General features: G+C 65.8%; 6 protein-coding genes. 3 read left to right on the forward strand and 3 right to left on the reverse strand.

Translation table 11 applies throughout. The annotated features are described in order from the left end of the window. Positions 1–51: 51 nt before the first annotated feature. Entirely contained in the window at positions 52–900 is an 849-nt protein-coding gene (locus QJR12_RS14175) for a Bax inhibitor-1/YccA family protein (RefSeq protein ID WP_300583404.1), read from the reverse strand. Positions 901–1,133: 233 nt separating this feature from the next. On the opposite strand from QJR12_RS14175, the gene QJR12_RS14180 reads away from it, so the two are divergent. Continuing rightward, positions 1,134–2,171 carry an enoyl-CoA hydratase/isomerase family protein gene (locus QJR12_RS14180; protein ID WP_300583406.1) on the forward strand — a complete coding sequence of 346 codons (1,038 nt, stop codon included), beginning with the start codon at positions 1,134–1,136 and terminating at the stop codon, positions 2,169–2,171. Between the two features lie 20 nt (positions 2,172–2,191). After that, positions 2,192–2,965: an enoyl-CoA hydratase gene (locus tag QJR12_RS14185; protein ID WP_300583409.1), complete on the forward strand. Its 774-nt coding sequence runs from the start codon at positions 2,192–2,194 to the stop codon at positions 2,963–2,965. 117 nt (positions 2,966–3,082) lie between these two features. Here the strand turns inward: QJR12_RS14185 and QJR12_RS14190 are convergent, their stop codons facing one another. Next, on the reverse strand, positions 3,083–3,949 hold the full coding sequence (locus QJR12_RS14190) for a class II glutamine amidotransferase (RefSeq protein ID WP_300583411.1): 867 nt from the start codon (positions 3,947–3,949) through the stop codon (positions 3,083–3,085). A gap of 64 nt (positions 3,950–4,013) precedes the next feature. Then, positions 4,014–5,645, reverse strand: a complete 1,632-nt coding sequence (locus QJR12_RS14195) for a fatty acid--CoA ligase (protein WP_300583413.1) — start codon at positions 5,643–5,645, stop codon at positions 4,014–4,016. A gap of 1,261 nt (positions 5,646–6,906) precedes the next feature. Between QJR12_RS14195 and QJR12_RS14200 the strand changes: the two genes are divergently transcribed. Continuing rightward, positions 6,907–7,275 (forward strand): DUF732 domain-containing protein, encoded by a 369-nt coding sequence (locus QJR12_RS14200; protein ID WP_300583415.1) that lies wholly within the window; start codon positions 6,907–6,909, stop codon positions 7,273–7,275. The last annotated feature ends 317 nt before the right edge of the window (positions 7,276–7,592 follow it).

Below are 7,592 nucleotides of genomic sequence, written 5' to 3' on the forward strand. Positions count from 1 at the left end.
GCGGCGAGGTTTGCAGCGTGTCGCGGGGCTGGTTGTACTCTCGCGAGCCGGTTAATCGCGCTGAAAGTAACTGAGCAGCCGCAAGATCTCGATGTAAAGCCAGACCAGCGTCACCGTTAGGCCAAGGGCAATCCCCCAGGCTGCCTTCTCCGGCGCCCCGGCGCGAATCATCTGGTCGGCCGCATCGAAGTCGATCAGAAAGCTGAAAGCCGCCACACCGATGCACACCAGCGAGAACACAATCGCCAGGCCGCTGCCGTTGCGCAGCCCCAAACCCGCGCCGTGGCCGACCCCGACCATGCCGAGCACCAGATTGCCGATCATCAAGGCCAACACACCGAACAAGGCGGCCACGACCATCCGGGTGAACTTGGGGGTCACCCGGATGGCGCCGGTTTTGTAGACGACGAGCATGCCGGCGAACACGCCGAGCGTCCCCAAAATCGCCTGCCCGATGAGCACCCCGGCGTTGGTGGACGACACCTCGATGTTGGCCACCACAAACGAGATAGCACCGAGGAAAAGGCCCTCGAGTGCGCCGTAGCTGAGCACCAATGCGGGGCTGTCCTGCTTACGCCCCATGGTGGCGACCAACACCAGCCCCAAGCCGCCGAAGGCGCCGATCAGGGTGAGCGGCATCGCCAGGGCCACATTCGCCGCGACCATGAAATACGACACCACGGCCGCGGCCGACAACACCGCCAGCGTCACCCCGGTCTTGGTGACGACGTCATCGATGGTCAGCGGACGAGCGACCGTGGCCTCGCGGTACGGGGCGTACGGGTCGGTCTGGTACCCCGGGTACCCTGGCTGGCGCGCGGTCACACCGCTGCCGAACTGCGCGTATCCGCCCCGCTGCCGCGGCAGTGAGCGAAATACCGGGTTGCTTGTCTCCCGCACCGTCGGTTCCTCTCTTGTGATGTAGCTCGAGCCGTGCGAACACCTCATCAACGACCGGAGGACCGCGCGGGTTCCCGTTTACCGTCCGCTTGTCGGCGCCACCCAGATCGCTGTCAAGACACACCTTACCCGGGGGCACCGCTACCCGGCCAACGATCTAGATTGCTGGTCATGTCCTGGCCCGCACTCGAGCACGGATACAGCGAGGGGAGACTACCGGTATGACGGGCGGCATGACGGGTGAATCCGAGGAAATCCTGACCCGCGTCGAGGAGGGGGTCGGCTTTGTGACACTCAACCGGCCCAAGGCGATCAACTCGTTAACCCAGAACATGGTGAACACGCTCAGCAGTGTGCTGGCCCGGTGGGAAAACGACGAGGCGATTCACGCGGTGGTGCTCAGCGGCGCCGGAGACCGCGGGCTGTGCGCCGGCGGAGACGTGGTGATGATCTATCACAGCGCCCGCGCCGACGGTGTCGACGCACGACGGTTCTGGCGGGACGAGTACCTGCTCAACGCCCAGATCGGTCGCTTTGCCAAACCGTACGTCTCGTTGATGGACGGCATCGTCATGGGTGGCGGTGTCGGTGTGGGCGCGCACGCCAACACCCGGGTGGTGACCGACACCACCAAGATGGCGATGCCCGAGGTCGGTATCGGGTTCATCCCCGACGTCGGTGGCACCTACCTGCTGTCGCGGGCGCCGGGCGCGTTGGGCTTGCATGCGGCCCTGACCGGAGCACCGTTCTCCGGCGCCGACGCCATCGCGCTCGGATTCGCCGACCACTACGTGCCGCACGACAATCTCGGTAAGTTCACCCGGGCGATCGTCATCGACGGCGTCGCCGGTGCCCTGTCCAGTTACGCCGTCGAGCCTCCACCGAGCACCCTTGCTGCACAACAAGACTGGATCGACGAATGCTACGCGGGCGACACCGTTGCCGACATCGTCGACGCCCTGCGGCGACATCCCGCGAAAGCGGCCCATGAAGCGGCTGACCTGATAGCGAGCCGCTCCCCGATTGCACTGTCGGTGACGTTGGAAGCGGTGCGCCGGGCCGCCAAGCTCGAGACACTGGAAGAGGTTCTAACGCAAGAATATCGGGTATCGTGCGCATCGCTGCGCTCCCATGATCTGGTGGAGGGCATCCGCGCGCAGATCATCGACAAGGATCGCAATCCGAGCTGGTCGCCGGCGACGCTGGCGGCGGTCCATGCGGCCGATATCGAGGCATATTTCACACCGGTCGACGACGACCTTACCTTCTAGGGAGTTCTGGAAAGGCAGCCATGGCCTACGAAACCATTTTGGTCGAACGTGACGGGCGGGTCGGCACCATCACGCTGAACCGGCCACAGGCCCTGAACGCGCTCAACAGTCAGGTGATGAACGAAGTTACTAGCGCTGCAACAGAATTCGATAACGATGTGGGTATCGGTGCGATCATCATCACCGGTTCGGCGAAGGCGTTCGCCGCCGGTGCCGACATCAAGGAGATGGCCGGTCTGAGTTTCGCCGAGGTGTTCGCCGCGGACTATTTCGCCACCTGGGGCAAGCTGGCCGCGGTTCGCACCCCCACGATCGCCGCGGTCGCCGGGTACGCGCTGGGGGGCGGCTGCGAACTGGCGATGATGTGCGACCTGCTGATCGCCGCGGACACCGCGAAATTCGGTCAGCCCGAGATCAAACTGGGGGTGCTTCCCGGCATGGGCGGCTCACAGCGGCTGACCCGAGCCATCGGCAAGGCCAAGGCGATGGACCTCATCCTGACCGGACGCACCATCGACGCCGCCGAGGCCGAGCGCAGCGGGCTGGTGTCGCGGGTGGTGCCGGCCGAGAACCTGCTGACCGAGGCGAAGGCCGTCGCCAAAAGCATCTCCGAAATGTCACTGTCGGCGACCCGGATGGCCAAGGAGGCCGTTAACCGGGCCTTCGAATCTACCCTGAGCGAAGGGCTTCTTTATGAACGCCGGCTATTTCATTCGGCGTTCGCCACCGAGGACCAGTCCGAGGGAATGACGGCGTTCATCGAGAAACGCCCGCCGCGCTTCACGCACCGCTGAGTGATCCGGTGACCGGCAAGGCCGGACGCGGCGGCTTGTCCGCCACGGCCGGCTAGCGCGAGTGGGCCCGCTCGCTGACGCCGCGCCCAACGTGGCCGAAAGCTAGCTCGGGGCGTCTCACGTCCGGGTATGCTGCGCCGCCTCAACCGCCGGGCTCAGATCGGCGCGGTGGATCCGGTGCGCGGGCGGGTCGGGTAGCACCAGGTCGCTGGTGATCTGCAGGGTGGGCCCGACGTGGACCAATTCTCCGGGGGCGAGGGGGCGCCAGCGCGGGTCCTGGTCCATCGGTTCGCTGGCGAAGACCACCGACGGGGCGGCCCGCAGCTGATCTGAGCGAGCCCGAATCCGGTTGGTGCGCAACTCAAAACCGAAGCCGGATACCGGCGCTCGGCGGTCCAGCAGGTACAGGCCGTGTGGCTCCGGGTAGCGCAGGGCCCAGATGTCACCGGCGGTGCTCAACAGCAGATTGACAGCGTAGATCGGCACGTTGGCGGCGAGCCATTTCATGGCGGCGACCACACCGGCCGACACGTCGCCGTCATGAGCGCGGATCGAGGCGGTGATCAACGCGAACACCCGCTCGGAATCGGTCTGACCCAACACCAGATCCGCGGTGCCGAGCTCGCGCAGCCGGTCATCGAGCACATCGAGCCCCGCCAGCACGCCGTTGTGCGCGAAGATGCGGCCATCCTGCAGGAACGGGTGGGTGTTCACGACGCTGCGCGGCCCGGCGGTCGCGTAGCGCACATGGGCGATGAAGGTGGTGCCCGTCAACTCGTGCGCCTCGGTGGCAAACTCGGTGTCTCGCCACGCCGCCATCGGTTGCTTTCGCAGCAGCGGGCGGCCATTCGCCTCGAAGACCCCCAGCCCGGTGCCATCGGGGTTGCGTCGGCTTTGCGCAGCCAGGTTGTCGGGGGCGTCCAGCAACCAGAACGTGGCGGTGACCACGTTGCCCCCGGCGTGCAACCCGAAGAGCCGACACATGCCGCCGACGGTACTATCGCGGCCTTAGCCCCCGGGCGCCCGGACGGCGGCCCGAAACACCCGCTCAGTCACGCACCTCGATCACCTGGTAGTGGTTCTCCGCGTAACGCGATCGGATCGTCTTCTTGTCGTACTTTCCGACGCTGGTGCGGGGAATCTCGGTGACGAACGTCCACCTCTCCGGGAGCCACCACCGGGCCACCTTGTCGGCCAGAAAGCGCCGCAGCTCCCCGGCGCTGACCGATGCGCCTTCTTTGCGGACGACGGCGGCCAGCGGTCGTTCCTGCCAGCGCTCGTCGGGAACCCCGACGACGGCGGCCTCAACCACGTCCGGGTGTGCGATCAGCCAATTCTCCAGCTCCACCGACGAAATCCACTCACCGCCGGACTTGATCACGTCTTTGGCGCGGTCGGTCAAAGTGATGAAGCCGTGCTCGTCGATGCGGCCCACGTCGCCGGTGCGCAACCAGCCCGATCGGAACTTGGACTCGTCGTGGCCCTTGTAGTAGGAGCCGGTGACCCACGGACCGCGAACCTCCAACTCGCCGACCGCAACCCCGTCATTCGGCAGCACGTTGTCGTCGTCGTCGACAATCCGGGCCTCCACCCCGCACAGCGGTCTGCCCTGGGTAGCGCGAAATGCCCAGTGCTGGTCTTCCGGGGTACCCGGCGGCGGCCACGCCATGGCGGCCAGCGGCGACGTCTCGGTCATGCCCCACGCTTGCCGGATCTGGACGCCGTGCTTCTCCTCAAAGGCGCGCATCAGCGAGACCGGAACCGCCGAGCCCCCGCAGGCAACCGACCGCAGCGACGAGAGGTCGTGATCGGGTTCCTTGTCCAGATAGTGCAGGACATCGTTCCAGATGGTGGGCACCGCGCCGGCCACGGTGGGCCGCAGCTTCTCGATCAGCTCAACCAGCGATCTGGCGTCCAGGTGGCGGTCGGGGAGCACCAGATCCGCGCCCGCCATCAGCGCCGCATACGGCAGCCCCCAGGCGTTGGCGTGAAACATCGGCACCACCGGCAGCACCCGGTCGCTGCAGCCGATCCCGATGCCGTTGGCGGTACAGGCCGCCATGGCGTGCAGGTAGCTCGAGCGGTGGCTGTAGACCACCCCTTTGGGGTGGCCGGTGGTTCCGCTGGTGTAGCACATCGCCGCCGCGGCGTCCTCGTCGAGCTGCGGCCAGGCGAACTCCGTGGACTCGCCGTCGATGGCGTCGGCGTAGCGCAGCACGGTCTTACCCGATTCTTGCAGCGGCGCCGGGTCTCCCTCCCCGACCGCGATCACGGTGTGCACGGTGTTCATCCGGGGCAAGATCGGTGCCAGCAGCGCGGCCAGCGACGTGTCGACCAAAACCACCTGGTCTTCGGCTTCGTTGGCAACATAGGCGATCTGGTCGGGAAAAAGCCGGATGTTGAGGGTGTGCAGCACCGCACCCATCGCCGGCACCGCCAGATATGCCGCCAGGTGTCCGGTGTTATTCCACATGAACGTGGCGACGCGCTCATCCCCGGTGATACCGATGCGGCGCAGCGCGTTCGCCAACTGGCCCACCTGCCGGCCCAGCTCGCGGTAGCTGCAGGAGCGGTAGCCGTCACCGGTCGCGGTGGTGACGGTGCGCGCGCCGTGCACGCCGGTGGCGTAGTTAAGGATGGCGGTGATCGTCAACGGGTGGTGCTGCATGGTGCTATCCATCGGTGGTCCGCCCTTCGGTTCGCGGCGCGGTGCCGCCCCATCGTCGCTGGGTCTGCGCTGGGGCGAATGCTAGTGCCACCGGCGACAGCTGTGGTAGCCCCCGGGGTATTGCGGTTTGGCCTTGACGTCGCTGACGGGGTGCGAGGAGATCGATGCGATGGGGTGCTCGATCGCCCCGATCCACCGGCTGACACCGGCACCACACCGCCCCCGGCCGGGGCTTGCTGCACGATTCCCAAGGATGCGCCGAATGTGGAATGTGGTTCGTGAAGCGCGGCGCCGTTCCCACAGCGACCTGCGATGTCAAGGTGGCGCTGGCGCCGACGGTGTGTAGTACGTCGTCGGGAACTCGAGTTACCCAAAAGACGACGGATAACAAGCTATGCCGCTCCCGCCGGCTGAACAGCGATCCCCGGTGCGTCATGATGTGTCCGAGGAATAAATTTACCCATAAATTTACCAATGAAATCGTCACCTGGACAACATGATTCAACACACAGCCACCGTGGATTTCCCGGGCCACCGCCGGTTTCGCGTCTAGCATGTAACGTAAGACAAGTTAAATCGGGCTCGACCACGAAGTAGATGAGATCCCAGGCGCACATGGGTAGGAACTGCACATGGTTAGGAACTGAAAGAACGCGGCGCCCAAGGGGCTGCCCGCCAAGCGCTGGCGAACATTCACAAACCCGGTTCAACAGGTCCCTCGGGTGCGGGCGCACACCAAGGCTGTCGGTATGACGGTTGGCCGCCGCCTCTGGGGCTTCCCGGTCCGACACGTCGGGGCTGTACCAGCGGTTTGCACCGGGGTGTCGGCGCGGGCATGCCCTGCGCCCCACTTCCCGGTCCACCGGGGTCCGGTTGGCAGTCCAGGCACGGCGGCGGATCCGACGGGGCTGCGTTGACCAGCCCTGCCCCAAACATCGGTACCGGTATGCCGACCGCAATAGCGATCGCCGTCGCTGCGGCACGGCGCTTCGCATACATTTTCCGTCCGTTCCTTTCCAGACTGCGGTGGTCATTACGCTGGGACCGCACTCGTCCAAACCGCGTGGCGCCGAAAACCACCGCAACAGCACCGCACTGCGACGCCGCCGCAGGCATTTGCCGACTGCTACCACACCCGACTGTATTGGGTAAGACCATTATTGTCGCGTAGTTGGGCGGATGCAGGGCCCGCCGCGGTCGCCCTCGGACAACAAGCGGCCACGGAAGCCGGATCCGACAGGACAACCGCGCTGATTTAGACGATGATGTAGGGATGCGACTGCAGGTGATGCTTGCCTGCCTCGCCGGCGTCGTCAGCCTTGCCGCGCCGGCGCAGGCCGACCCGAGCAGTACCGACCCAGGTGCTGATACGGGTTTTCTGGACTCTCTCAAGAGAGCGAACATCACCTATCGCGACGGACCGGCTGCGATCGGGGCCGCCAAATTTGCGTGCGATCTGATGGACCAGGGCCAGCCGGAATTCGAGGTGATCAAACGTGTAGCGGAGCTCAATCCGGGCTTCGGCCTCTCCGGTGCCACCAGGTTCACGGCGCTGGCATCGAGTGCATATTGCCCCCAGTACCTTTCGGAGTCCAGCGTTAAGACCACCACTCCTTTCCCCGGCTTCCCAAGCCGAGGGTGACGCACAACGTTCCGTCAACGCCGGACAGCTACGCGGTCTGTCGGGAACACCCGCCCGACGTGCCGCCACCGCCCGACGTGCCGCCACACTGGTGTGCGGGACAACGACGCCGGTGGAAAGCCGGCCTTAGTCTTAGCGATGCTCCGTCCATTCGCGGATGCGCCGCTGTGGCGGCGCGCTTGCCCAACCGGCATTGTCCGGCGCACCCGCTGCTGGCGCAGCTACTTCAGCACCGCGTTACCAGCTCGTTTAAACCGTTAACTGGCTCTTCTCCACGAACCTGGGAGTGAGTGGGGAGGCTCGGGCGAAACGCCGCG

Origin of the sequence: Mycobacterium sp. (assembly GCF_029961025.1) — a bacterium.
Lineage (GTDB): Bacteria > Actinomycetota > Actinomycetes > Mycobacteriales > Mycobacteriaceae > Mycobacterium.

What these genes read in the sequence shown, in the direction of transcription:
- QJR12_RS14180 (WP_300583406.1), top strand. Translation starts at nt 1,134, where the DNA reads ATGACGGGTGAATCCGAGGAAATCCTGACCCGCGTCGAGGAGGGGGTC.
- QJR12_RS14185 (WP_300583409.1), top strand. Translation starts at nt 2,192, where the DNA reads ATGGCCTACGAAACCATTTTGGTCGAACGTGACGGGCGGGTCGGCACC.
- QJR12_RS14190 (WP_300583411.1), bottom strand. Translation starts at nt 3,949, where the DNA reads ATGTGTCGGCTCTTCGGGTTGCACGCCGGGGGCAACGTGGTCACCGCC.
- QJR12_RS14195 (WP_300583413.1), bottom strand. Translation starts at nt 5,645, where the DNA reads ATGGATAGCACCATGCAGCACCACCCGTTGACGATCACCGCCATCCTT.
- QJR12_RS14200 (WP_300583415.1), top strand. Translation starts at nt 6,907, where the DNA reads ATGCGACTGCAGGTGATGCTTGCCTGCCTCGCCGGCGTCGTCAGCCTT.